The organism is Streptococcus phocae, from assembly GCF_001302265.1.
Lineage (GTDB): Bacteria > Bacillota > Bacilli > Lactobacillales > Streptococcaceae > Streptococcus > Streptococcus phocae.
In genome coordinates this window covers 1-23,682 of the sequence record NZ_LHQM01000045.1, presented here as the reverse complement: position 1 = coordinate 23,682, position 23,682 = coordinate 1, and the positions used below count along the sequence as shown (strand labels likewise).

General features: G+C 39.0%; 20 protein-coding genes. 16 read left to right on the top strand and 4 right to left on the bottom strand.

The annotated features are described in order from the left end of the window. Positions 1 to 154 precede the first annotated feature (154 nt). The 6 genes from AKK44_RS07850 to AKK44_RS07825 all read left to right on the top strand — a co-directional run bounded on the left by AKK44_RS07850 (position 155) and on the right by AKK44_RS07825 (position 8,859). Positions 155 to 871, top strand: coding sequence for a YebC/PmpR family DNA-binding transcriptional regulator (locus AKK44_RS07850; protein WP_054279229.1), 717 nt, complete (start codon positions 155 to 157; stop codon positions 869 to 871). Between the two features lie 304 nt (positions 872 to 1,175). Next, a complete protein-coding gene (locus tag AKK44_RS07845; protein ID WP_054279228.1) occupies positions 1,176 to 4,832 on the top strand; it encodes a MucBP domain-containing protein in 3,657 nt (1,218 codons plus the stop codon). 160 nt (positions 4,833 to 4,992) lie between these two features. After that, positions 4,993 to 5,835: an amino acid ABC transporter substrate-binding protein gene (locus AKK44_RS07840; RefSeq protein ID WP_054279227.1), complete on the top strand. Its 843-nt coding sequence runs from the start codon at positions 4,993 to 4,995 to the stop codon at positions 5,833 to 5,835. 157 nt (positions 5,836 to 5,992) lie between these two features. Further along, positions 5,993 to 6,838, top strand: a complete 846-nt coding sequence (locus tag AKK44_RS07835) for a MetQ/NlpA family ABC transporter substrate-binding protein (RefSeq protein WP_054279226.1) — start codon at positions 5,993 to 5,995, stop codon at positions 6,836 to 6,838. A gap of 263 nt (positions 6,839 to 7,101) precedes the next feature. Continuing rightward, entirely contained in the window at positions 7,102 to 8,166 is a 1,065-nt protein-coding gene (locus tag AKK44_RS07830) for a methionine ABC transporter ATP-binding protein (protein WP_054279225.1), read from the top strand. Next, the gene (locus tag AKK44_RS07825) at positions 8,167 to 8,859 is read left to right on the top strand and encodes a methionine ABC transporter permease (protein WP_037595758.1); all 693 of its coding nucleotides are present in this window, start codon (positions 8,167 to 8,169) and stop codon (positions 8,857 to 8,859) included. Between the two features lie 276 nt (positions 8,860 to 9,135). Here AKK44_RS07825 and brnQ read toward each other — a convergent pair whose 3' ends face one another. Then, on the bottom strand, positions 9,136 to 10,521 hold the full coding sequence (gene brnQ / locus AKK44_RS07820) for a branched-chain amino acid transport system II carrier protein (RefSeq protein WP_054279224.1): 1,386 nt from the start codon (positions 10,519 to 10,521) through the stop codon (positions 9,136 to 9,138). A 218-nt stretch (positions 10,522 to 10,739) separates the two neighbouring features. Between brnQ and sstT the strand changes: the two genes are divergently transcribed. Beyond that, entirely contained in the window at positions 10,740 to 11,945 is a 1,206-nt protein-coding gene (gene sstT, locus AKK44_RS07815; RefSeq protein ID WP_054279223.1) for a serine/threonine transporter SstT, read from the top strand. 41 nt (positions 11,946 to 11,986) lie between these two features. Here sstT and ktrA read toward each other — a convergent pair whose 3' ends face one another. From ktrA to rsmG, 3 genes are all read right to left on the bottom strand, one after another. Then, a complete protein-coding gene (gene ktrA, locus AKK44_RS07810) occupies positions 11,987 to 12,661 on the bottom strand; it encodes a potassium uptake transporter gating subunit KtrA (protein ID WP_037595755.1) in 675 nt (224 codons plus the stop codon). 9 nt (positions 12,662 to 12,670) lie between these two features. Beyond that, complete coding sequence (gene ktrB, locus AKK44_RS07805) at positions 12,671 to 14,047, bottom strand: potassium uptake transporter channel subunit KtrB (protein WP_054279222.1); 1,377 nt, start codon at positions 14,045 to 14,047, stop codon at positions 12,671 to 12,673. A gap of 83 nt (positions 14,048 to 14,130) precedes the next feature. Next, positions 14,131 to 14,844, bottom strand: a complete 714-nt coding sequence (gene rsmG, locus AKK44_RS07800; RefSeq protein ID WP_054279221.1) for a 16S rRNA (guanine(527)-N(7))-methyltransferase RsmG — start codon at positions 14,842 to 14,844, stop codon at positions 14,131 to 14,133. Between the two features lie 148 nt (positions 14,845 to 14,992). Between rsmG and AKK44_RS07795 the strand changes: the two genes are divergently transcribed. From AKK44_RS07795 to der, 9 genes are all read left to right on the top strand, one after another. Beyond that, positions 14,993 to 15,550 carry a LemA family protein gene (locus tag AKK44_RS07795; RefSeq protein ID WP_037595753.1) on the top strand — a complete coding sequence of 186 codons (558 nt, stop codon included), beginning with the start codon at positions 14,993 to 14,995 and terminating at the stop codon, positions 15,548 to 15,550. Positions 15,551 to 15,581: 31 nt separating this feature from the next. Next, the gene (gene htpX / locus AKK44_RS07790) at positions 15,582 to 16,478 is read left to right on the top strand and encodes a zinc metalloprotease HtpX (RefSeq protein WP_054279220.1); all 897 of its coding nucleotides are present in this window, start codon (positions 15,582 to 15,584) and stop codon (positions 16,476 to 16,478) included. A 99-nt stretch (positions 16,479 to 16,577) separates the two neighbouring features. Next, a complete protein-coding gene (locus tag AKK44_RS07785; RefSeq protein ID WP_054279219.1) occupies positions 16,578 to 17,111 on the top strand; it encodes a YceD family protein in 534 nt (177 codons plus the stop codon). Between the two features lie 252 nt (positions 17,112 to 17,363). Next, on the top strand, positions 17,364 to 18,050 hold the full coding sequence (gene covR / locus AKK44_RS07780) for a two-component system response regulator CovR/CsrR (protein ID WP_037595750.1): 687 nt from the start codon (positions 17,364 to 17,366) through the stop codon (positions 18,048 to 18,050). Positions 18,051 to 18,054: 4 nt separating this feature from the next. Next, positions 18,055 to 19,566 carry a sensor histidine kinase gene (locus AKK44_RS07775; protein WP_054279218.1) on the top strand — a complete coding sequence of 504 codons (1,512 nt, stop codon included), beginning with the start codon at positions 18,055 to 18,057 and terminating at the stop codon, positions 19,564 to 19,566. 167 nt (positions 19,567 to 19,733) lie between these two features. Beyond that, positions 19,734 to 20,228, top strand: a complete 495-nt coding sequence (gene nrdR / locus AKK44_RS07770) for a transcriptional regulator NrdR (protein WP_054279217.1) — start codon at positions 19,734 to 19,736, stop codon at positions 20,226 to 20,228. Beyond that, the gene (locus AKK44_RS07765; protein WP_054279216.1) at positions 20,212 to 21,384 is read left to right on the top strand and encodes a DnaD domain protein; all 1,173 of its coding nucleotides are present in this window, start codon (positions 20,212 to 20,214) and stop codon (positions 21,382 to 21,384) included. Before nrdR ends, AKK44_RS07765 begins: the two co-directional genes overlap by 17 nt. Further along, positions 21,385 to 22,287 carry a primosomal protein DnaI gene (dnaI, locus tag AKK44_RS07760; RefSeq protein WP_054279215.1) on the top strand — a complete coding sequence of 301 codons (903 nt, stop codon included), beginning with the start codon at positions 21,385 to 21,387 and terminating at the stop codon, positions 22,285 to 22,287. Between the two features lie 49 nt (positions 22,288 to 22,336). Beyond that, a complete protein-coding gene (gene der / locus AKK44_RS07755; RefSeq protein ID WP_054279214.1) occupies positions 22,337 to 23,647 on the top strand; it encodes a ribosome biogenesis GTPase Der in 1,311 nt (436 codons plus the stop codon). The last annotated feature ends 35 nt before the right edge of the window (positions 23,648 to 23,682 follow it).

Here is a 23,682-nt window from a genome sequence, read left to right as displayed (position 1 = left end):
ATCAATTGTAACGCTACAAGGTATAATACAGTGGCCAATATTGCTAATTTACTATCTTTTTTGAAAGTGCTATAATAATAGAGTTAAAGCTAAAATCAGCCAGACTGATTTTAAAAGAGCTCAATAAATCATTTCTAATTAAGAGGAGAATCCAATGGGACGTAAATGGGCAAATATTGTTGCTAAAAAGACAGCTAAAGACGGTGCAACGTCAAAAGTTTATGCTAAATTCGGTGTTGAAATCTATGTTGCAGCTAAGCAAGGCGATCCAGACCCTGAGACCAACTCAGCCCTTAAATTTGTGATTGACCGCGCTAAGCAAGCACAAGTGCCAAAACATGTTATTGATAAGGCTATTGACAAGGCAAAAGGAAACACTGATGAAACATTCGTTGAAGGTCGTTACGAAGGTTTTGGACCTAATGGATCAATGATTATTGTAGATACCCTCACTTCAAATGTGAATCGTACAGCAGCTAATGTTCGTACAGCCTATGGTAAAAACGGTGGGAATATGGGAGCTGCGGGTTCTGTTTCTTACATGTTTGATAAGAAAGGCGTCATCGTATTTTCAGGAGATGATGCTGATAGCATTTTTGAGTTGCTCTTAGAAGCTGATGTGGAGGTAGATGACGTAGAAGCTGAAGAGGGTACTATCACTGTATATACTGCACCAACAGATCTTCACAAGGCGCTTGTTGCCCTTCGTGAATCAGGAATTTCTGAATTTCAAGTCACAGAACTTGAAATGATTCCTCAGTCAGAAGTGACCCTTGAAGGAGAAGATTTAGCCATTTTTGAAAAGCTAGTAGACGCTTTAGAATCTGACGACGATGTCCAAAAAGTTTATCATAACGTCTCAGACATGTGATTCTGAGGCTTTCAGAGATAAAAAGAATTGGTTTTTGACCAATTCTTTTTGTAATCGACTAAATTAAAAAAACTAAAATATTTCAAAAATCTAATTAATGTGTTATTATAGTAAGAGATGATATTTTCGGCACAATTGCTTTAATAGTAAAAATCCTCAATAGGACAAGCAGTACTAGAGTCTAGTACTGCTTTTTATTTTAGTTGCAAAAGATGCGAAAAAAGTATTATCGTTGTTATCAGAGAGTGAGACAAGTGACGTTGTCAAAACTTTTTCACCCTTCACAGACATTTAAGGAGAGAAAATGTTTAAAAAAGAAACCCTTCGTTTTTCAATTCGGAAAAATAAAATTTATGGCACTTGTTCAGTCTTTTTAGGTCTTGCCCTTGTCGGTATGGCAACAGCTACAAGCATATCAGCTGAGGAAGCTATCGCTCAGCCTACAGAGCAATTGACTCCTAAACCAGTAGATGCCCCGAGCAATTCAGCTCCCGCAACCGAACCAGCCCCAGATCCAACGCCCCCTTCGCCCGTTGCTACAAACGTAGCTCCTAGCGAAGCTGTTGTTGCTGAGCCGATGATGGAAGCGGCAGATGTTTCAGCACTTCCAGCTGAGACAGGTTCAACATCTGATTTGGATAAAAGCATTTTGAATGATAAACAGTCATTAATCTGGTTTGATTACAATGCTGCCACCTTGTTAACTGAAGAAACGCCACCTGCTAATGGCAAGTACACGTTCAAACACACTGTTTTAAAAGAAGGAATGATTTTTGAACAAGAGATTAAAGATCATCCGTTTTTAGCAGGTGCTAAAATCAGAGTAGAAGTCACTGCTCTTAAGCCCTTTACAGGGACAGAAGAGTTTAAAAATAGACTTGATAAATATAATAACGAACATCCTGAACAAAAACTAGAGATTTCTCCAGAAAATATGGAAAACCTGTCGAAAAATATGTTTTTATGGGACCATAATAAAGATAAAGGTCGTATTTCAAAGGGTGCAGCTGCTGATATTGTACTGAGAGATGCCGATCGGAAATGGTCTAATCTTTTTAATGCTCTTAATAATGGTGTTAAAATTGATAATGTGGATTACGATAAAGAAGGTATAAAAAATAGTATCAATATCCCTGATAGCGTTTTGGGCTCAATCAATGAAGCAGCAAACATTGGTGCAGAGTTCAAGATTACCCTTATCAAGGCTGATGGAACTAGTGATAAAGTTACCCTAATTGCAGCAGACGCCGAGGAAGCAAATTATTCCGAAGCGATTTTGTTTAACACTAAAGGCGATGGCTGGAAAAAACTAGCTGAAATTAGTTTTGAAGGCACGATTAGCGACAAAAAGTGGAGTAAAAAGCCAGGACAAAAAGAACTGTCAAAACCGACTCCAATCGATTCAACAGATGAAGACGTACATACTAGCCAGGTGGTTGCTATTAGCGACAAACATCAAAAAGGTAATGAAGAATTTATTGAACTGAATTATTTGTATGGAAAAACAAAAGAAGGAGAAGAGGTTTCTTTTGAAAATGCTAAAGCATATGCAAAAGATAAAACAAAATTACCAGAAACATGGTCAAAACCTGAGCATATATCAAAATTAATAACTTTTGCTAAAGAATTAGCAGTATCAGATGCCGAACATTGGTCTATTGATGACAAAGAAACGGTTACTAGAACCTACTATGACACCCTAAAAACGCGTTTTCAGGATGATGAAATCAAAATCTTGCGCCCAGCACATATCCAGACCCCAGCAGTAGCATGGATTTCTCCAGAGGCAGATGGTGGTCTAGGGACACAATGGTTTGGTCCAGTATTAACTGCTCAGGATTACCGCACAGTTCCTATTATTTATTCTGAAAATACAGATGCTTTTGGTATCTATATTGCTTCAACTGGAGCGCAACAAGCTATCTTTGGGATTTTATCACCAGGTGGGTTCCAAGAGCATCATGCTTATGTAGCGCTTGATTTTGATGGTTCTGTAAAAGATATTACCGTAAAAACAAGTGATGTCTCAGTTGGTAAGAACACCGAACAATTTAGCACTCAAAAGCAAGAAGATGATAGATTTACCTATGTGTCAGTTATTGACCCTAAAACAGATAGCAAGGATAGCATTACGTCAGCTGTTTTAGCATCAGATGATTTTAAAAAGGCAGTTCCAGATACGAAAAATTACCTTGAAGGAAAACATGCTAATGGTGAAGTTGCTACAGATAACTACCTTCCAGGGAAAAAACAAGAAGTGAGCTACTTGTACACCAAACAACCAGGACGTTTCCAGGATACCCATAGGTATTACATTGATTACACGGATGCTAACGGAATGGTCATCCGTCGTGAAGAAGTGATTGGTGAGAAGTTTACCAATAGTTATCAAGAAGGTTTTCGTGATGAAGCCTATACTGCTAAGGAAACCTTAACAGGCAAAGATGGTCAGTTAGCAGGTTTTGCATTTGATGAGGTCACTCAAGTTGAGCTTTTAGAGTCTGCTGATAACTTTAACACTGAAACCAAGGAAACGACTGGGAACTTTGTCGCTGGGCAATTGCAAGAAGTTACCTATCATTATGTGAAAACAGTGCGTGACCCAGAAAGTCTGGTAGGTTCATTCCAAGAGCATCATGATTATTATGATGTCACTAAAAACTTTGAAGGCGATGTTATTAGTCGCCAAAAAAATCCAATATCGCATTCAGAAGAGCTTGTAACTGGTAAAACAAGTGATTACTATACCACCGAGAAAAAAGAGCAAGACGGTTACGTTTTCACAACAATTACTAAAGAGACTAATAATCCTGTTGTGAATCCAGATGGTAGTTTAGCCCAAGGATCTTTCGAAGTGGATACGACAAAAGAAGTAACTTACGAATACGAAAAAGCGAAACAACCAGGACGTTTTCAAGACACACATCGCTACTACATAGACTATGTGGATGCTGATGGAACTGTCATTCGCTCAGAAGAAGCAAGCAACTTAACCCATACGAATCAGGTTCAGGAAGATTTTCCAGGGACAAAAACGTTCCAGGCTGAACTCGCTGAGCAAGATGATTTTATCTTTACAGGGATTAGTTCTCAAAACCTTGACCAGGCAGACAGTTTTGACCCGACCACTAAAGTGACCTCGGGTGATTACGTCGCTGGTCAGCTTCAAACCATTACCTATGATTATCACAAGCAAATGCGTGATCCTAAAACATTGGTAGGTTCATTCCAAGAAAACCATATTTATCAAACCATAAATGACATGGGTGAGGTTGTGTCTGTAGACATGACATCGCACGGTCAAGAAATTAGTGGCACCCCTAATGAGACCTATCAAACCAGTAAAATTGATAAAGATGGCTATACCTTTGTTCGTCTCGAACAGGCTATTGAGAACCCAACAGTCAATTCAGATGGCTCTTTGGCACAGGGGCAATTTGTCTCAGGTAAGAAACAAGAAATTACCTATGTTTACCAGAGGCTTTTGGTAACAACTGTTGAATCAAATCCTATTGATTTCGATTTTGATATGACTCAACCTGGTGAGACAGGGGCAGCGGATATTATCGAGGAAATCATTGAATCTGGGACAGTAATTGAACTGGATTACCCAAGTCAATTCGAAGTTTCAGGGTCTAATGATGGGACAGTAGAGATTGACGAACATTCCTTAATCATCGACTTTGAAGAATCAACTCAAGAAGAGGTGAGTGGTCAAAACACTGGTTTACAAACAACCGAGGAAGACACTTATCAGGAGTCGATTCCTCATCAAGAAACTCACGAAGAAGTTGTTCATGAGCACAAAACTCATGATGATACGATTCCTAAAAACAGCATGCAGCAAGAAGTTACTTTACCAGAAACGGGAGATTCAACAGGAATTGTTGAATGGATGGGAAGTTTCGTATTAAGTGCTTTAGCTCTCGTTTATGTATTTGATAAAAAGAAGAAGCATTAAAATAATCAGTTAAATCCTTACCTCACCCACAAGTAGATAACATCTGCTTGTGGGTTTTATGTTGTTTATACTGAAATCAAAGTTCACAAGAGATGAATAATTAGTGAACTTGGCTTAAAAATGGTAAACTAGACTTATGATAACAAAGGAGTGATTTGTAATGACAAAAAAAACACAGTTAAGTTTCTTAGGCTTATTGGCGGTAGCAACGCTTATGTTGACAGCTTGTGCCTCCCCTGACAAAACACCATCAGCAAAAGGAAATGAACAAGAAAAAATTACCTTTGCAACAGTGGGAACCACGGCACCTTTTTCGTATGAAAAAGACGGCAAGCTGACAGGCTATGATATTGAAGTAGCTAAGGCTATTTTTAAAGACTCATCTAAATACAAGGTTGATTTTAAAAAAACCGAGTGGTCATCGATTTTTACGGGCTTGGACTCAGGAAAGTATCAAATGGGAGGCAATAACATCTCCTATACGAAAGAGCGTTCAGCTAAATATTTATTCTCTTATCCCATTGGTGCCACACCATCTGTCTTAGTTGTGCCTAAAGATAGCGACATTAAAACCTATGGAGATATCAAAGGACACTCAACACAGGTTGTTCAAGGGACAACAACCTTGACTCAGCTAGAAGCCTTTAATGCAGAGCACTCTGACAATCCTGTTACATTGAAATATACGAATGAAAACATAACACAAATGCTAACCAATGTTAGTCAAGGCAAAGCAGATTTTAAAATTTTTGATGCGCCAACGGTAAATGCCATTATCAAAAATCAAGGGTTGGATAATTTAAAGACAATTGATTTGAAAACAAGTGAACAACCCTTTATTTATTTTATTTTTAGCCAAGACCAAGAAGACCTACAGACTTTTGTGAATAAGCGTGTGAAAGCCCTAATCGCAGATGGTACTTTAGACAAGCTTGCTCAGGAGCATTTAGGTGGGGACTATGTTCCAAAAGCGTCTGATTTGAAGATTCCTTCTTCGAAATAAATCACTATTAACTAATCTCAAGGAAAAGAGGTTAGTTAATTTTTATGTGTCTAGGTATAGTTAATAACTATATGTTTTCCTAAAAAATACCAATTTGAAAACTATAACTACTTGAGATAAAATAATCATAGTAACAAATCAGAATGAGGACATAAATATGACGATAAAAAAACACATTGGTCTAGTAGGAATTGCGCTCAGCCTCCTTTTATTAGTGGCGTGTGGCAAACCAAAAGATGATAAAAACACCTTGACTATTGGTGTGATGACCAAAACGGCATCTGACCAAGCTCGGTGGGATAAAATCGAAGAACTGCTTAAAAAAGAGAATATCACCCTAGCTTATAAAGAGTTTACCGATTATTCACAACCCAACAAGGCTGTCGCAAATGGTGAAGTTGATGTCAATGCTTTTCAGCACTATAACTTTTTAAGCAACTGGAATAAAGAAAACAAGGCAGACTTGGTCACCATTGCTGAAACCTACATCAGTCCAGTTCACCTTTTCTCAGGAACTAGCCAATCTGGCAAAGCAAGCTATACGTCGGTTGATGAGCTGCCTAACAAAGCACAAATTGCTATCCCAAATGACGCGACAAATGAAAGCAGAGCCTTGTATTTGCTTCAGTCTGCAGGTTTGATCAAGCTAAAGAGTTCAGGGAATCAGTTGGCAACCATTGCGGATATTTCAGAGAATAAGAAACAATTAGATATCAAGGAATTAAGTGCCAGTCAGACCGCGCGTGCTTTGACTTCAGTTGATGCAGCTGTTATTAATAACAGCTATGCAATTCCTGCCAATATTGATTTTGCGACTTCTCTTTACAAAGAAGAAGCAGATGGGAATTCCAAACAATGGATTAATGTAATTGTTGGTCAAAAAAATTGGGAAACATCTCATAAAGCCGCAGCCATTAAGAAGTTAATCAAGGCTTATCAAACCGATGATGTGAAACGTGTGATTGACAAAACATCAAATGGTGTAGATGTCCCTGTTTGGTAGAACAGTTCCTTTAATGATGTAACAGGATGAAGGCGGCGTGTCTAACACGCCCTTTCTTGTTTTATACGGGATTAGAGTGTAAAAAGCCTTTGCATCAGACAGGTGCCTGTGTTACAATCAGAAAGGGATTTCAACATCAAAGAATTAGTGCCAACAGGTCAGTAAATGTTCTTAGAGCGCATGTGAGGGGCATTTTGGTGGCGACCAGTTCGAAACAAAGATAAAATAGATGATCACACTGATAAAGGAGGCATAAAACTATTATGGATCAAGCAATTATCCAATTAAATCATATTGATATTACATTTCAACAAAACAAGCGTGTCATTAATGCTGTCAAAGATGTCAGCATTACTATTAACCAGGGAGATATTTATGGTATTGTAGGCTACTCGGGAGCAGGAAAGTCGACCTTGGTTCGTGTCATTAATCTATTACAGTCTCCGACAAGTGGGAGTATTGTTGTAGATGGTGATGTGACCTTTGACCAAGGAAAAATAACACTGTCAAGTAAAGCGCTGCGGGAGAAGCGGCGCGAGATTGGTATGATTTTTCAACATTTTAACCTCATGACTAAAAAAACGGCTAGAGAAAATGTTGCCTTTGCGCTGCGCCATTCAGGCTTATCAAAAGCTGAAAAAGAAGCCAAAGTTACAAAGCTGCTAGACTTGGTAGGGCTTGCTGATAGGGCAGATAATTATCCTTCTCAGTTGTCAGGAGGACAAAAGCAAAGGGTGGCCATCGCGCGTGCCTTGGCAAATGATCCTAAAATTTTGATTTCAGACGAAGCAACGTCAGCCTTGGATCCCAAAACAACGAAACAAATTTTGGCTTTGTTGCAAGATTTAAACCGTCAGTTGGGCTTGACGATTGTCATGATTACACATGAAATGCAAATTGTGAAGGATGTCTGCAACCGTGTCGCTGTCATGCAAAATGGCGTTTTGATTGAAGAAGGTTCTGTGCTAGAGATGTTTTTCAATCCCAAAGAAGACTTGACCAAAGAATTCATTGCGACTGCAACTGGTATTGATGAAGCACTAGAAAAAATTCATCAGCAAAACATTGTCAAGAATCTTCCGAAAAATGCCATTTTAGCACAATTAAAATATGCTGGGGCCTCCACAGGAGAATCGTTGATGAGTCATATTTATCGTCAATTCGAAGTGACCTCAAATATCCTTTATGGGAATATTAATATTTTAGATCATGTCCCTGTTGGAGAACTGGTTGTTGTTTTTGAAGGCACAGCCTCTAATATTCAATCAGCAGAAAAAGCACTGCACGAAGCGGGTGTTGAAGTTAGTATTTTAAAAAGGGGAGTTTAGATGTCACATATCATTCAAACGTATTTACCAAATGTATATGAGCTTGGCTGGTCCGGTGATGCCGGTTGGGGACTGGCTATTTGGAACACCTTATACATGACCATAGTGCCTTTTATTGTTGGTGGGGCTATTGGCTTGATACTTGGTCTGTTTTTAGTTTTGTTAGGTCCGGGTGGTGTTATTGAAAATAGAGCTGTTTGTTGGGTACTTGACAAGGTTATCTCGGTTTTTCGCGCCATTCCATTTATTATCCTCATTGCGATTTTAGCTAGTGTGACCTATATGATTATGGGCACTACCCTAGGAGCGACAGCTGCGTTAGTACCTTTAACCGTTGCGACTTTTCCATTTTATGCGCGTCAAGTTCAAGTGATTTTTTCAGAGCTAGACAAAGGTGTCATTGAAGCTGCACAGGCTTCGGGAGCTACTTTTTGGGACATTGTCAAGGTCTACCTAAGTGAAGGTCTACCTGACCTTATCCGCGTATCAACAGTGACTTTGATTTCACTAGTTGGTGAGACAGCAATGGCAGGTGCCATCGGTGCCGGTGGACTGGGAAATGTTGCGATTTCATATGGTTATAACCGTTTCAACAACGATGTAACCTGGGTAGCTACCATAATGATTTTGGTATTGATTTTTGCCATTCAATTTATTGGAGATGCCTTGAGTAGGTATGTTAATCACGATTAAAATAGTCGCCTTAGTCATACAATAGTCATTGCCTCATAGAAGCATAAAAAACACTCCTGTTGACCTCTATTACATGAGAAGCAGGAGTGTTTTTTTGAAATTTGAAAAGTGTACTTGTTCTAGTATGAGGTAGCTGAGTTTTTGAGAATGCTAAAAGCACTAGAACTCAAGAGGATATAAAAGACATGTTTTTCTACGTATTATAGGAAAACATGTCTTTTTATATTATTGTTCGCAACTCTCAGTAGAAAGAGCCTAGAAACTTGTGAAGATGTATTAGGCACGAGTTTCTTTTTGCTGACGAGATTTTCTAATCAACAGTCCGATAATAACACCTGTAATAGAAAATGGAATCCAACCCATTGAAAACTGCCCTAATGGGATAACTTCTTCAAAGATAGTAGTGACTGTTTTGGGTAGGGTAAAGAGTTGTGTCATTGCTGATAAGGTTGATAAAGCGTCATAAAGTGCTGGAATGACAGTTAAACCAATTGTGGTTCGATAAACAATTGGATCGTTACCAAAGCTTTTTTGCATTAACACAAGAAAAATCAAACTGACAGTTAAAGGATACAAGAGGAATAAAACAGGGGCTGACCAGTTGATAATAACTGACAAACCACCAAAGTAAAAGAAGGCTGAGACAAGGGTAAAAATGGTAGACCATGCGATGTGCGATAATCTTGGAATTAATTTATGGAAGTATTCAGCACTTGAGGTAATTAGACCAGTTGATGTGGTGAGACATGCCAAAAAGATTACAATAGCGAGACAGGCTTGACCAATGCCACCCAAATAAAAGCGAGAGGCATGACTGAGGATTTGACCACCATCAACAGGCTTATCGTTAAGCATAAAATTACCATCAACAAATGGGAATAGAGAATGTGACGTCGCACCAATTCGTCCGACAAAAATATAAACAAAGGCTAATAAGAAAATAGCAATAACGCCTGAAATAAGCGTAATTTTGGTCACTTCTTTATTGTTTTTAGCACCAAATTGTTTGGTAGCTTCAATAACCAAAACTGCAAATACTAAAGAAGCCAAGGCATCCATCGTGCCGTACCCCTGGACGAGACCAGCAACAAAAGGCAAATCTTTAAAAGAATCCTTAATGCTAGCTCCAGCATTATAGGCTTCGCCATAGCCGCCTGCAGGATTGACAAACGAAGCAATAACCAAAATAGAGATGATGACCAATAAGGTAGGGGTTAAAAATTTACCGATATTCTCAGCCAGCCTACTTGGTCTAATGGCAAGGAAATAAGATAAACCAAAAAAGATAGCGGCATAGATGGCTTTATTAGTGAAGGAGTCTCCTAGAATTGGAGCGATACCAACTGAAAAAGAGGTGGCACCTGTCCTTGGAATAGCAAAAAATGGTCCTATTGATAAATATAAAATTGATGAATAAGCTATGGCATACCATTTTGAGATTGGTCGCGCCAAACTTTCCACATCCTCAGCACCAGACTTTGCAACAGCAATCACTCCGAGTAGGGGGAGTGAGACACCTGTTAAGCAAAATCCAATAATGGACCACAACAGATTATGCCCAGAATAAATTCCTAAAAAAGCAGGATAGATAAGATTGGCAGCTCCAAAAAAGAGGGCAAAGAGCATGAATCCAATAACGATGTATACATTTTTTTGTTTCATATTAGATAGTCTTTCTATTGATAAATTTGAAAATTCTAACAATTTAAATTATTGTTCGCAAAAATATGATAATTGTTATTGTATCGAAATTTGTAAGCCTCGTCAACCGAAGTCGACTGAAAGTTTGCAAGATTTAATGAAATTCTCGAGATTGATTTGACGTACAAGAGAAATTGTATTATAATTTAAAAAATCTAATGTTATCGAGGACACGAATAATGAAAAAAGCAATCAATATATGGATCGGGATTAGCCTGATCAAGAAAATAGCTATTGGTGTCGTTATCGGCTTATTATTGGGAGTATTGTTACCCCAATTGACAGCTATAGGGATTCTAGGACAATTATTTGTTGGAGGGCTTAAAGCAATCGCTCCGCTACTAGTTTTTGCCTTGGTTTCCCAAGCGATTTCCCATCAGAAAAAAGGCCAACAAACCAATATGAAGGTAATTGTTCTTTTGTATATGTTCGGAACCTTTATTTCTGCTTTGGTTGCTGTTTTAACCAACTATCTATTTCCTTTAACCTTGACTCTGGATACCCCTGTTGATACGCAGTTTGCCCCTCCTCATGGAGTTGGAGAAGTTTTTCAAACACTTTTATTGAAATTGGTAGATAACCCTATCAATGCCTTAGCAACTGCCAACTATATTGGTGTTTTAGCATGGGCCTTGGTCTTTGGACTAGCTTTGAAAGCATCAAGTAGCCAGACAAAGCACTTAGTAAAAACAGCCGCAGATGTCACTTCTCAGATTGTGGTTTGGATTATTAATTTAGCTCCAATAGGAATCATGGGATTAGTGTTTTCGACTGTTTCAGAAAATGGTATCGGCATCTTGTCAGATTATGCCGTGTTAATTCTTCTTTTAGTAGGAACCATGTCATTTGTGGCTTTGGTGGTTAACCCATTACTTGCCTTTGTAATCATGCGAAAAAATCCTTATCCTCTTGTGTTTAGATGCTTGCGAGAGTCAGGTGTTACAGCCTTCTTTACACGTAGTTCTGCGGCTAATATTCCTGTCAACATGCGCTTGTGTGAGGAGTTAGGATTGAGCAAGGAAACTTACTCTGTATCTATTCCACTAGGCGCAACCATCAACATGGGTGGTGCAGCCATTACCATTAATGTGCTAACTCTTGCGGCGGTTAATACCTTTGGTATTGAAATTGATTTTCTCACTGCCTTGCTCTTGTGTGTGGTAGCAGCTGTATCGGCATGTGGAGCTTCTGGTGTAGCAGGTGGTTCATTGCTACTGATTCCAGTTGCATGTAGCTTGTTTGGTATTTCTAACGATTTAGCTATGCAGGTTGTTGGTGTCGGTTTTATCGTAGGTGTTATTCAAGACTCTTGTGAAACAGCACTAAACTCCTCTACAGATGTTCTCTTTACAGCCATTGCTGAAAAAGCATTTTGGAAAAAGTAGAGTCATAAAAAAATGACGCTGGATTATCCAGCGTCATTTTTTTATTTGAGGTAACCTAAGTAATCAAATTTTTCAAAGGTATGATCATTTGCAATGGCTACAATAATTGTATTGGGCTCAAGAGGTTCGAAGGGCTTGACGTTGGTATCTAAGGTTTTGACTTCTTTTTGACGCATTCCTATGATATTAAGTTCGTATTTCCTGCGAACATCCAAGTCAGACAGAGACTGGCCTTCCCAGGTTTTTGGAATGACAAATTCAATCATTGAGATGCCATGCTCTAAATAAATGATGCTTTCGATGTGGCGTCTCAGTAGATTTGAAGCGACTCGTTTGCCAGAATCACGCTCAGGTGTAATGACCTTAGTTGCGCCAATGCCATAAAGAACTTCTTCGAAAATTTTATTTTTCGCTTTGGCAATAATAGTAGGAACACCTAGTTTTTTGCAGTGCATAACAGCCAGAACGGATGACTCCAAGTTATTACCTGAGGCAATAACGACAGTGTCACAGTGCTCAACACCAACAGCAAGTAAAAATTCTTTGTCGGTGATATCGCCGACTGCCGCCTTAGTGACAAAGTCAGCAATTTCTTTGACGTGGCTTTCGCGCATGTCGATAGCGATAACATCTTGCTCAAAATTACTCAGCTCCCTAGCTACAGTACGGCCAAAAATTCCTAGACCAAGTACACCAACAGTTTTTCTTTTTAACATGATTTCTCCTTAACCCACTAAAATATCAGTAGTGGCATATTGAATGGTTTTTTCTTTTCGTTGAATTAAACTAATAAGCACGGTAATAGGGCCGACTCGGCCAACAAACATCAATACAATGATAATTAGACGCCCTGCTGTTGATAATTGAGGGGTCAAGTCCATCGAAACCCCAACAGTTGCAATAGCTGAGATGGACTCAAACAAGAGAGGGATAGGAGGAATCGCAGGCTCAACGCTTAATAATAAGATATAGCCAGTCATTAAAACAGCAAAGAAGAAAATCAAAACGGTCATGGTTTGCTTAATGGTTTTATTTGCGATGATGCGATTGCGGAAAGTCACCTCGGATTGGCCAGAAAGTTCGGCTTTAAACAGCAAGAAGGTAATGGCAGCTGTGGTCACTTTGATTCCTCCGGCGGTTCCACCTGGAGCGCCTCCGATAATCATTTGAATCATGTAGAGGATATTGGTTGGTGCTAACGTATCGTTATAAGAAATAGTCGCAAAGCCAGCAGTTCGCATGGTTACTGTTTGGAAAAAAGAAACCATGATTTGCTGCAAAAAGTGATAATTGGCAATGGTTTTAGGATTGTCTTTTTCGAGAAACCACGAAACAATTGTACCTAAAGTGAGAATCACAAGAGTAGTTTGCAGTACTAAGCGTGATTGACTCGACAATCTTTTAAAGATAGAACCGTAGCAACGTGGTCTTTCGAAAAAGAATTTCTTAAGGGCTACCCCTAGGTCAACCCAAACAGCAAATCCTAATCCTCCAGAGATAATTAAAAATGTGGTCACAAAACTGATGGTTGGATTTAATGCAAATGCTTTTAAGCTAGATGAGCCTAGATTGTCAAAACCAGCATTACAAAAAGCCGAAATTGCCAAGAAGATGCTGTTAAAAATACCATGTCGCCAACCGAAACGAGGGATAAAATCCGTCATAATTAGTAAGGCGGCAAGAGCCTCAAGGGTAAACGTCACCTTGTAAGCAAAGAAAAGGTAACTTTTTAGGCCCTTGATGTCTCCGCGATTTAAAGCGGATTGCAATAAGGTTTGGTCACTCAAGCGCATCTTACGCTTAAGGGCAAAGGTGCTAATGGCAATTAGAGTGACTAAGCCCAACCCTCCAATTTGCATGAGGATCATTGCAATGGTTTGACCAATTCCGTTATAAACCTCTGAGACAGGAACCACTGACAACCCTGTCACACATACCATGGAGACAACGTTAAAAAAGTGATCAAAGTATACCGTCTCAGGCCCATTTTGGTAATGGGTAATAGGAAGTGATAATAAGAGACTCCCTATCAAGATGACAATCGCAAAACTAAAAGTTAATCGCTGAGTCACTGAGAGAGATTTGATGAATGAGCGTTTCATGATTCCTCCATAATAATATCTCATACTATCATATCAAAAATGCAAGTAAAAAGCTAAGGTTCCTCCTAGCTTTTTTATTGATATTACAAGGGTTTTTTGTTGGGAGTTCCTGCTTTTCGAGGGTACTTGTTAGGGGTTTCTTTTTTCTTCTCCACAACCGTAATATAGCGGGAATCTCCATTTGGCAATTCGTAGTGATGATTTGTGGTGACCTTGGCAAATAAGAGCGAGAGAGCATTTTTTGCTTCGTCCAACTCTTTGTCTGCAGCTTGGGCTTTTAGGGCAATTACTTGACCGTTGACCTTTAAAAAGGGAACAGTCAACTCAGCCAGTACTTGCATGCGTGCTACTGCCCTAGCTGTCACCAAATCAAATTGTGCACGAAAGCCCTTATCCTGACCAAAGTCTTCAGCCCGACCATGATAAAAGTGCACATTTTCTAGACCTAATTCTGTTGCTAAAAGGGTCAAAAATTGAATGCGTTTATTTAACGAATCAATAATGGTAACGTCTAAATTGGGGAAAATGATTTTCATAGGTAGACTTGGAAAACCAGCCCCAGCTCCAATATCTAACAGTTTAATTGGTTGGTTAGCAATAAAGCCTTGCAAGATTGGTGCGATAGAGTCATAAAAATGTTTTAGGTAAACATCGTTTTCTTCGGTAATGGCTGTGAGATTGATGTTTTGGTTCCATTCCACTAAGAGCTTAAAATAGGTGTCAAACTGTTTTTTTTGAGTTGCGCTTAGGGGCAGTCCCGCGTCTTCGAGAGCGAGATAAAAGTCGTTTGGTGTCATGTTAGTCCTCTAATTTCGATTATTGCTACCATTTTAACATAAAAGTCAAGATAACAAAATGATACTAGCGGGTTAAAATCAGTTGTCAAAGCTTGCTATTAACTCGAAAATTGCTATAATTGAGACAATAGATTAAAGGAGAAACAATATGCCAACATTTTTAATCGTCTTAGTGATTTTAGGAGTTCTAGCCCTATGGTTAATGGTGACTTATAATAGCCTTGTTAAAGCCAGAATGCACACCAAGGAGGCATGGAGCCAAATCGATGTCCAATTGAAACGTCGTCACGATTTGATTCCAAATCTTATTGAGACTGTCAAAGGCTACGCGAGTTACGAAGAAAAAACATTTGAAAAAATTACGAACCTACGCTCCCGTGTTGCTAATGCAACAACACCTCAAGAAACCATGGTTGCATCAAATGAGTTAAGTAGACAAGTGACTCATTTATTTGCAGTGGCGGAAAATTATCCTGATTTAAAGGCAAATACTAACTTTTTGAAATTACAAGAAGAATTAACCAATACTGAAAACAAAATTTCTTATTCTCGCCAATTGTTTAATACAACCACTTCACAATACAATGTCAAATTAGAATCTTTCCCAAGCAATATTGTCGGAAAACTCTTTGGCTTTAAACCAAGTGACTTCTTACAAACGCCAGAAGCGGAAAAAGCAGTTCCAAAGGTTGATTTTCAGTTTTAAGTCGGTTAGATACTGAAACGAAAGGAGAAAAATGCTTTATCATCAGATTTCACAAAACAAGCGAAAAACAGTTATTCTGCTAATCGTTTTCTTTATCTTGTTAGCTGCAATTGGTGCTTCTGCAGGCTATATGTTGCTTGAAAGTTACCAACTGGGAATTGCCTTTGCTCTAATCATAGGAGTTATCTACGCTGTGAGCATGATTTTTCAATCAACTAGATTAGTCATGGGAATGAACAATGCTAGAGAAATCACCGTAGAAGATGCGCCAGATTTTTATCATATTGTCGAAGATATGGCTTTGGTAGGACAAATTCCGATGCCTAAAGTTTTCATCATAGACGATCCGTCTCTCAATGCCTTTGCAACAGGATCTAGCCCTCAAAATGCTGCAGTCGCAGCAACAACTGGCTTGTTAGCGGTGATGAATCGCGAAGAATTGGAAGGTGTCATCGGACATGAGATTAGTCATATTCGCAATTATGATATTCGCATCTCAACGATTGCAGTCGCTTTAGCAAGTGCTGTTACAATGATTTCGAGCATTGGCGGTCGAATGATGTGGTACGGCGGTGGCAGTCGAAAGCGTAGTGATAACAGAGACGATAACGGCTTTGGAGCTATCATGCTGATTTTTTCATTACTATCCTTGATATTAGCGCCACTTGCAGCTTCCTTAGTACAGTTGGCAATCTCACGACAAAGAGAATACTTGGCAGATGCGAGTGCAGTCGAATTGACCAGAAATCCATTTGGCATGATTAGCGCCTTAGAAAAACTAGGCCAATCGCAACCAATGTCTAAGCCGGTTGATGATGCTAGCGCAGCTTTGTACATCAGTGACCCTAGAAAAAAGAAAAAAGCGAGTTCGCTTTTCAGCACTCATCCTCCTATTGAGGATAGAATCGAAAGACTAAAAAACATGTGAGGGCTTGGGATTTGCTCAACTCTCGCTTTTTACATTTAAAAATGAAAGGCTGACCTGAGAGTAAGGCCTCAGTCACAAGTTAATGAAGAAGGAGAAATGATGTTATTACTTTCAGAAATAAAAAAACAAGCCGACGGCATTCGCATTGACCAAGAGTACGATGTCAAAGAAAAGTTGTTAGAGCGTGACCAAACTATTATAGACATTAAACAAGTCAGAGCAACAGGAAAAGTGCAATTCGATGATGGCTTGTTCTTGTTAGACTATCGACTCACTTATCAGTTAACCTTACCTTCAAGTAGGTCTATGGAACCTGTCGAACTGAGACAAGAGCAAGATATTCATGAGTTATTTGTAGAATCACATGCCAGCGCTAGCAAACAAGATCTTGTCGATGAGCACTTGGTGCTGATTTTATCAGAGGATAAGATTGACATTGAAGAGAGTATCGTGGATAATATCTTATTGGCTATTCCTTTGCAAGTTTTGACAGAGGATGAAAAAAAGACACAAGATTTACCAGCTGGTCAAGATTGGGCCGTTTTAACTGAGGAGCAGTACGCATTACTCAAAGCTGAACAAGAAAAAGATAACAATCCTTTTGCAGGATTGCAAGGCTTGTTTGATGAATAAAACTGAATATTAAATATATCTTTAATTTTTATTTGAAAAAGCTGCCATTCTTTGGTATACTCTTTAGAGAATGTGGTACTCCTATGTATTAGTTACTGGTTAACTAATATAACAGCAAAAAGTCATGTAGCAGTGGCGGTTTGCTAATAACATAATGGTCTAAATGAGAATATTTGGACCACAACAAAAATAAATACATCTTAATAGCTGTTCAAAGCGTATCAGCACAATGAGAAATAAGGATTGGTATAAATGACAAAGAAAATTTTAATTATTGAAGACGAAAAGAATCTAGCTAGATTCGTTTCGCTTGAATTACAACATGAAGGTTACGAGGTAACTGTCGAAGTGAATGGCCGTGAGGGGTTAGAAACAGCCTTAGAGAGAGACTTTGACTTGATTTTGTTAGACCTCATGCTGCCTGAGATGGATGGGTTTGAAGTGACTCGCCGTCTGCAGTCAGAAAAGACAACTTACATCATGATGATGACTGCGCGTGATTCGATTATGGATGTTGTTGCAGGATTAGACCGTGGTGCTGACGATTATATTGTCAAACCATTTGCTATCGAAGAGTTATTAGCTCGTATTCGTGCGATTTTCCGTCGTCAAGATATCGAATCAGAGAAAAAATCGCCTAACCAAGGGATTTACCGTGACCTTGTTTTAAATCCGCAAAACCGTTCTGTTAATCGTGGGGATTACGAGATTTCATTGACAAAACGTGAGTACGATTTATTAAACATTTTGATGACAAACATGAACCGTGTAATGACGCGTGAAGAACTGCTATCTAATGTCTGGAAGTATGACGAAGCAGTAGAAACAAATGTTGTTGATGTGTATATTCGTTACCTACGAGGCAAAATTGATATTCCTGGAAAAGAATCATACATCCAAACCGTTCGTGGGATGGGTTACGTTATCCGTGAGAAGTAACTAAATGACCAAGAAAAAAAAGAAAAAGAATCCATGTGGGAAAACCTTGCCTAAACGCTTGTCCAACATTTTTTTCGTTCTCTTTTTCTGTATTTTTTCCATATTTACACTGGTTGCCTATACGTCTACAAATTATTTTTTGCTAAAAGAAGAAAAACAATCGGTATTTCAAGCTGTTAATGTGGTCAGGGTTCGCCTTTCTGAGGTGGATACTGATTTTACATTAGAAAACCTGGCAGAAGTGCTGTATAAAAACGATAAAACGCATTTGCGCATTGATGACGCTAGTGGCAGTAGGATTATCAGAAGTGAACGAGACATCACAAATACCCTTGATGCGAATCAAGATATTTACATTTACAACGCTAAAAAGCAGATGATTTTCACAACAGATGACGAAGAATCGTCACCTGGATTGACCGGCCCTGTTGGCCGTGTTTTTGAGGATCACATTGAAGACCAATATAGAGGATTTTCAATGACTCAGCGGGTTTACTCTAAAAAAACAGGAAAACTTGTGGGTTATGTCCAAGTTTTTCATGATTTAGAGAGTTACTATATGATTAGGGCTCGCTTGCTTTTATGGTTGCTGATTATAGAGTTGTTTGGAACAAGTTTAGCGTACATGATTATTCTTGTATCAACACGTCGCTTTTTGAAACCACTCAAAAACCTGCATGATGTCATGCGAAACATTTCAAAAAACCCAAACAATCTCAACTTGCGGTCAGATATCTCGTCTGGCGATGAGATTGAGGAGTTGTCTCTTATTTTTGACAACATGTTAGACAAAGTTGAAAACCATACAAAATTGCAGTCTCGCTTTATTAGCGATGTCAGTCATGAATTGAGAACGCCAGTTGCTATTATCAAAGGCCATATTGGGCTTTTACAGCGCTGGGGCAAGGACGATGCTGAAATTTTAGAAGAAAGTCTTAATGCTACCGCGCATGAAGCTGATCGTATGGCAATCATGATTAATGATATGCTGGATATGATTCGTGTGCAAGGGTCCTTTGAAGGACACCAAAAGGACAGGACAATCCTTGAAGAGTCTGTTGACATGGTTGTGGGGAATTTCCGAGTGTTGAGAGAAGATTTTGAATTCGAATGGCATTCTCAACAAAAAGCAACTCGCGCTAAAATTTACAAAAATCATTTTGAACAAGCTCTGATGATTTTAATTGACAACGCGGTCAAGTATTCTCGAAAAGAAAAGAAAATTTCAATCGAAGTTTTGATTAATGAAGACACCGAAGCAATTGTTAAGGTTAAAGACCGAGGCGAGGGGATTTCGCAAGAAGATATCCAGCATATTTTTGAGCGCTTTTATCGAACAGATAAGTCACGCAATCGGACCAGTACTCAGGCTGGACTAGGAATTGGTTTGTCCATTCTCCAGCAAATTGTGGAAGGTTATCACTTGAAAATGGAAGTTGAAAGCCAACCAAACAAGGGATCTGTCTTTATTTTACACATTCCTTTATCTGATGACAGTGATGAAACGGAACTGTGATACCAAAAGACGTAGTCGTTTACCTAATGGCTATGTCTTTTTTATATTGACAAGAGGCTGATTGCTTTTTCATTAGTTACGACTGCAGGGTGAATTATACTTTTGTTATCCTTGGAAATATGGTAAAATAGAGTACTAGTTTAATCTGATAGAATTGGGGTGTTTGCGTGCGTTGTCCGAAGTGTAATTATCATAAATCAAGTGTTGTTGACAGCAGGCAGGCTGAAGATGGCAATACCATCCGTCGTCGCAGAGAGTGCGAGCAATGCCATGCCCGCTTTACAACTTTTGAGCGCGTTGAGGACCTTCCGTTACTGGTCATCAAAAAAGATGGGACAAGGGAACAGTTTTCTAGAGAGAAAATTTTAAATGGCGTTGTTCAAAGCGCTCAAAAACGCCCTGTTTCTAGCACAGACATCGAAAATCTGATTGCGGACATTGAGCGAAAAATCCGCACAACCTACGAAAATGAAGTTTCAAGTAGTGTGATTGGCAATCTCGTCATGGAAGAATTAGCAGAGCTTGATGAGATTACCTATGTGCGTTTTGCTAGTGTCTACAAGAGTTTTAAAGATCTTGATGAGATTGAAGAATTATTGCAGCAAATCACAAATCGTGTTCGTGGTAAAAAAAAGAGTAGTCTAAATGATGAAACCGATTGATGCATTTTATTATGTGAAACACAACAAGTTTCAATACGATTCAAGCAGTCTGATGCAGTTGTACTTTCCAATTATTGGAGCTGATGCCGTAAACTTATACCAGTATTTGATTCATTTTTTTGATGATGGCGCGCAGGCACACAAGTTTGGGGATATCCTTAATCATTTGCAATTTGGTTCTAAGAGACTAGAGGATGCTTTGGTAATGTTGACCGCTATTGATTTACTAGTCTTGTACCAACTGCCAGACGGCTATCTCATAAAATTAAACCCGCCGCTTGGCAATGAAGCTTTTCTCAATAATCCGATTTATAGTCGCCTGTTAGAGCAAAAAATTGGCGATTTAGCGCTTTCTGAGCTGCAAATTGTTATTCCCAGTCAGGCTAAAAACATTTCTAAAAAATTTTCAGATGTCTTTGGTGGTATTTCTCCCAAAACAAAATCGGTAGCAAAAACAAAAAACCAGTTTGATCTAGATAGTTTTAAAAACTTAATGAATCGTGATGGTCTGCAGTTTGAAGATGACAATCAAGATGTGATTGACCTGTATAGTATTTCTGAGCAATATGGCATGACTTGGTTTGAGACTTATCACTTGGCTAAGGATACTGCGGTTGGTGGAAAGATAAGACCAAAACGTATGTTGCAGCAAAAAAATCAGGCCAATAAACCAAAAGAAACAACTGTTTTTTCACCGCCTGAGCAAGTTATTTTGAGAGAAGCCAAAAGTTCTACCCCAGCTCTATTTTTAGCTAAAATAAAAAAAGCAAGGCAGGCAAGTGTGACTAAGGATGAAGAAAATCTTTTAGTGAGCTTAGCAGAGATGAATCTTTTAGATGAGGTCATTAACATTATGGTCTTGTACACATTTAATAAGACCAAGTCAGCCAATCTCAAGAAAAGTTATATTTTGAAAATTGCTAATGATTTTTCTTATCAAGGCGTCACAACTGCAGAAGATGCTATTTTGAAATTACGTGCCTTTGCAGAACGAAAAGAATCCTCAACAAGTAAGAAAACACAGGTGTCAAACGTGCCTAAGTGGAGCAATCCAGATTATCAAGAAAACACCAGTCAAGAAGAACAGGTTCAGCTCGATCAATTCAAACAAGCAGCGTTACGAAGGCTTGAAAACCTCAAAAAAGGTGGTGATTAGATGGAAAAAATTGGAAAAGCGATGGCAAAGCTAGCAGGAAAGTCTCGATTCGATAGCAATCAACTGGCTCAAAAAATCCTAGCGGATACAGAGGTGGCTGACTTTATCACGAGCCATCAATTATCCCAAGACGAGATAACCCTTAGCCTATCTAAATTTAACCAATTTTTGGTAGAGCGTCATAAATATCAAACAAAAGATCCGTCTTATGTTGCGAAAGGCTATCAGCCAATCTTGGTAATGAATGAAGGGTATGCAGATGTTTCTTACTTAGAGACAAAAGAGCTTATCGAGCAGCAAAAACAGCTCGCCATATCTGAGCGGATTAATTTGGTCAACTTGCCCAAGTCTTACCGTAAAATTCAATTATCTGAGATTGATGTTAACAATGCCAGTCGTATGCAAGTATTTTCTGATATTTTGGATTTTGTTGAGAGTTATCCCGCACCAGACCAAAAAGGTCTTTATTTATATGGAGATATGGGGATTGGGAAATCCTACTTTATGGCTGCTATGGCTCATGAATTGTCTGAAAAAAAAGATGTTTCCACTACCTTGCTGCACTTTCCAAGCTTTGCCATTGATGTCAAAAACGCCATTTCAAACGGGTCTGTCAAAGAGGAGATTGATGCTGTCAAAACAGTGCCAGTTTTGATTCTAGATGATATTGGTGCTGAACAAGCCACCTCATGGGTGCGAGATGAGGTTTTACAAGTTATTTTGCAACATCGCATGTTGGAAGATTTGCCGACTTTTTTCACCTCAAATTATAGTTTTGCTGATTTAGAGAAAAAATGGTCTCATATCAAGGGAAACGATGAAACCTGGCAAGCCAAACGAGTGATGGAACGTGTCCGTTATTTGGCGAGAGAATGTCACTTAGAAGGCGCCAATCGTCGTTAAAATGTTACAAACGATAATCGATTACCGATTATATAAGAGAAGGAGAATCATGGTTTTACCTACAGTTGCCATTGTTGGACGTCCAAATGTTGGCAAGTCCACACTATTTAACCGAATTGCAGGAGAGCGTATTTCCATTGTTGAAGACGTCGAAGGTGTTACCAGAGACCGTATTTACACAACAGGAGAATGGCTTAATCGTAAGTTTTCACTAATTGACACAGGAGGCATTGACGACGTTGATGCACCCTTTATGGAACAAATCAAGCACCAGGCTCAAATCGCAATGGAAGAAGCAGATGTAATTGTCTTTGTTGTATCAGGCAAAGAAGGTGTTACAGACGCAGATGAGTACGTGTCACGTATTTTGTATCGAACCAATAAGCCAGTTATTTTAGTCGTAAACAAAGTAGATAATCCAGAAATGCGTAATGATATTTATGATTTCTACTCACTTGGTTTAGGAGATCCCTTCCCAGTATCATCTGTTCACGGTATTGGAACAGGAGATGTGTTGGATGCGATTGTGGAAAACCTTCCAATCGAAGAAGTCGAAGAAAATGATGATATCATTCGTTTTAGTTTGATTGGTCGTCCAAACGTTGGTAAATCAAGCTTGATTAATGCTATTTTAGGTGAAGATCGTGTCATTTCAAGCCCTATTGCTGGAACCACACGTGATGCTATTGATACCAATTTTGTGGATACCGAAGGTCAAGAGTACACCATGATTGACACCGCAGGGATGCGTAAATCTGGTAAGGTCTATGAAAACACAGAAAAGTATTCAGTCATGCGTGCCATGCGTGCTATTGACCGTTCAGATGTTGTTTTGATGGTGATTAACGCTGAAGAAGGCATCCGCGAGTACGATAAACGCATTGCAGGATTTGCTCATGAAGCTGGCAAAGGGATGATTATTGTTGTTAACAAATGGGATACCCTTGATAAGGACAACCATACTGTTGCCAAATGGGAAGCTGACATTCGTGACCAGTTCCAATTCTTGTCTTATGCTCCAATCATCTTTGTATCAGCGCTGACAAAACAACGTCTGAATAAATTGCCTGATTTGATCAAACGCATCAGCGAAAGTCAAAACAGACGTATCTCATCAGCGGTGCTAAATGATGTCATCATGGATGCTATTGCAATTAACCCAACGCCAACAGATAAAGGCAAACGCCTTAAAATATTCTATGCTACACAGGTATCTGTTAAGCCACCTACTTTCGTTATTTTTGTTAACGAAGAAGAGTTGATGCATTTTTCATACATGCGTTTCCTAGAAAATCAAATTCGTTCTGCATTCACTTTTGAAGGCACTCCGATTCACTTAATCGCACGTAAGCGTAAATAAAGAAAAAACCACTAGCAATGTGAACTGCACCCCAA

Bases quoted from the DNA above. Each gene is read 5' to 3' on its own strand.
- AKK44_RS07850 (WP_054279229.1), top strand. From the start codon at position 155: ATGGGACGTAAATGGGCAAATATTGTTGCTAAAAAGACAGCTAAAGAC.
- AKK44_RS07845 (WP_054279228.1), top strand. From the start codon at position 1,176: ATGTTTAAAAAAGAAACCCTTCGTTTTTCAATTCGGAAAAATAAAATT.
- AKK44_RS07840 (WP_054279227.1), top strand. From the start codon at position 4,993: ATGACAAAAAAAACACAGTTAAGTTTCTTAGGCTTATTGGCGGTAGCA.
- AKK44_RS07835 (WP_054279226.1), top strand. From the start codon at position 5,993: ATGACGATAAAAAAACACATTGGTCTAGTAGGAATTGCGCTCAGCCTC.
- AKK44_RS07830 (WP_054279225.1), top strand. From the start codon at position 7,102: ATGGATCAAGCAATTATCCAATTAAATCATATTGATATTACATTTCAA.
- AKK44_RS07825 (WP_037595758.1), top strand. From the start codon at position 8,167: ATGTCACATATCATTCAAACGTATTTACCAAATGTATATGAGCTTGGC.
- brnQ (WP_054279224.1), bottom strand. From the start codon at position 10,521: ATGAAACAAAAAAATGTATACATCGTTATTGGATTCATGCTCTTTGCC.
- sstT (WP_054279223.1), top strand. From the start codon at position 10,740: ATGAAAAAAGCAATCAATATATGGATCGGGATTAGCCTGATCAAGAAA.
- ktrA (WP_037595755.1), bottom strand. From the start codon at position 12,661: ATGTTAAAAAGAAAAACTGTTGGTGTACTTGGTCTAGGAATTTTTGGC.
- ktrB (WP_054279222.1), bottom strand. From the start codon at position 14,047: ATGAAACGCTCATTCATCAAATCTCTCTCAGTGACTCAGCGATTAACT.
- rsmG (WP_054279221.1), bottom strand. From the start codon at position 14,844: ATGACACCAAACGACTTTTATCTCGCTCTCGAAGACGCGGGACTGCCC.
- AKK44_RS07795 (WP_037595753.1), top strand. From the start codon at position 14,993: ATGCCAACATTTTTAATCGTCTTAGTGATTTTAGGAGTTCTAGCCCTA.
- htpX (WP_054279220.1), top strand. From the start codon at position 15,582: ATGCTTTATCATCAGATTTCACAAAACAAGCGAAAAACAGTTATTCTG.
- AKK44_RS07785 (WP_054279219.1), top strand. From the start codon at position 16,578: ATGTTATTACTTTCAGAAATAAAAAAACAAGCCGACGGCATTCGCATT.
- covR (WP_037595750.1), top strand. From the start codon at position 17,364: ATGACAAAGAAAATTTTAATTATTGAAGACGAAAAGAATCTAGCTAGA.
- AKK44_RS07775 (WP_054279218.1), top strand. From the start codon at position 18,055: ATGACCAAGAAAAAAAAGAAAAAGAATCCATGTGGGAAAACCTTGCCT.
- AKK44_RS07765 (WP_054279216.1), top strand. From the start codon at position 20,212: ATGATGAAACCGATTGATGCATTTTATTATGTGAAACACAACAAGTTT.
- dnaI (WP_054279215.1), top strand. From the start codon at position 21,385: ATGGAAAAAATTGGAAAAGCGATGGCAAAGCTAGCAGGAAAGTCTCGA.
- der (WP_054279214.1), top strand. From the start codon at position 22,337: ATGGTTTTACCTACAGTTGCCATTGTTGGACGTCCAAATGTTGGCAAG.